This is a genomic window from Fictibacillus phosphorivorans (assembly GCF_023715845.1).
GTDB lineage: Bacteria > Bacillota > Bacilli > Bacillales > Fictibacillaceae > Fictibacillus > Fictibacillus phosphorivorans_D.
This window is the reverse complement of record NZ_JAMBOR010000043.1, coordinates 1-1,696: the sequence shown is the minus strand read 5'-3', so window position 1 is coordinate 1,696 and position 1,696 is coordinate 1. Positions and strand designations below refer to the sequence as shown.

At 53.1% G+C, this 1,696-nt stretch carries 1 rRNA gene; it reads right to left on the bottom strand.

Annotated elements, in window-relative coordinates:
- Positions 1 to 24: 24 nt before the first annotated feature.
- Positions 25 to 1,696 (bottom strand): 23S ribosomal RNA (locus M3206_RS18640); the annotation flags it as partial.

The following is a 1,696-nucleotide window of genomic DNA, read 5'->3' as shown; positions in this document are numbered from 1 at the left end:
TTTCCAAACGTTTCATACAATAGTAAGGATAAGCCCTCGACCGATTAGTATCTGTCAGCTCCACGTGTCGCCACGCTTCCACACCAGACCTATCAACCTCATCATCTCTAAGGGGTCTTACTCACTTAACGTGATGGGAAATCTCATCTTGAGGGGGGCTTCATGCTTAGATGCTTTCAGCACTTATCCCGTCCACACGTAGCTACCCAGCTATGCCCCTGGCGGAACAACTGGTACACCAGCGGTGTGTCCATCCCGGTCCTCTCGTACTAAGGACAGCTCCTCTCAAATTTCCTGCGCCCGCGACGGATAGGGACCGAACTGTCTCACGACGTTCTGAACCCAGCTCGCGTACCGCTTTAATGGGCGAACAGCCCAACCCTTGGGACCTACTTCAGCCCCAGGATGCGATGAGCCGACATCGAGGTGCCAAACCTCCCCGTCGATGTGGACTCTTGGGGGAGATAAGCCTGTTATCCCCAGGGTAGCTTTTATCCGTTGAGCGATGGCCCTTCCATGCGGAACCACCGGATCACTAAGCCCGACTTTCGTCCCTGCTCGACTTGTAGGTCTCGCAGTCAAGCTCCCTTGTGCCTTTACACTCTGCGAATGATTTCCAACCATTCTGAGGGAACCTTTGGGCGCCTCCGTTACTGTTTAGGAGGCGACCGCCCCAGTCAAACTGCCCGCCTGACACTGTCTCCGAACCGGATCACGGTTCAAGGTTAGAATTTCAATACAGCCAGGGTAGTATCCCACCGACGCCTCCACCGAAGCTGGCGCTCCGGCTTCTCAGGCTCCTACCTATCCTGTACAAGCTGTACCAAAATCCAATATCAAGCTGCAGTAAAGCTCCATGGGGTCTTTCCGTCCTGTCGCGGGTAACCTGCATCTTCACAGGTACTATAATTTCACCGGGTCTCTCGTTGAGACAGTATCCAAGTCGTTACACCTTTCGTGCGGGTCGGAACTTACCCGACAAGGAATTTCGCTACCTTAGGACCGTTATAGTTACGGCCGCCGTTTACTGGGGCTTCAATTCAGAGCTTCTCCCGTAAGGGATAACCCCTCCTCTTAACCTTCCAGCACCGGGCAGGTGTCAGCCCCTATACTTCACCTTGCGGTTTCGCAGAGACCTGTGTTTTTGCTAAACAGTCGCTTGGATCTATTCACTGCGGCTCTCTCGGGCGATAAACCCTATCAGAGCACCCCTTCTCCCGAAGTTACGGGGTCATTTTGCCGAGTTCCTTAACGAGAGTTCTCCCGATCATCTTAGGATTCTCTCCTCGCCTACCTGTGTCGGTTTGCGGTACGGGCACCTCTTTCCTCACTAGAGGCTTTTCTTGGCAGTGTAGGATCAGGGACTTCGGTACTAAAATTTCCCTCGCTATCACAGCTCAGCCTTCACGTTGGACGGATTTGCCTATCCAACAGCCTAACTGCTTAGACGCACTATTCCATCAGTGCGCTCACCCTACCTTACTGCGTCCCCCCATTGTTCAAACGGAAAGGAGGTGGTACAGGAATATCAACCTGTTATCCATCGCCTACGCTTTTCAGCCTCGGCTTAGGCCCCGACTAACCCTGAGCGGACGAGCCTTCCTCAGGAAACCTTAGGCTTTCGATGGACAAGATTCTCACTTGTCTTTCGCTACTCATACCGGCATTCTCACTTCAAAGCGCTCCACCAGTCCTT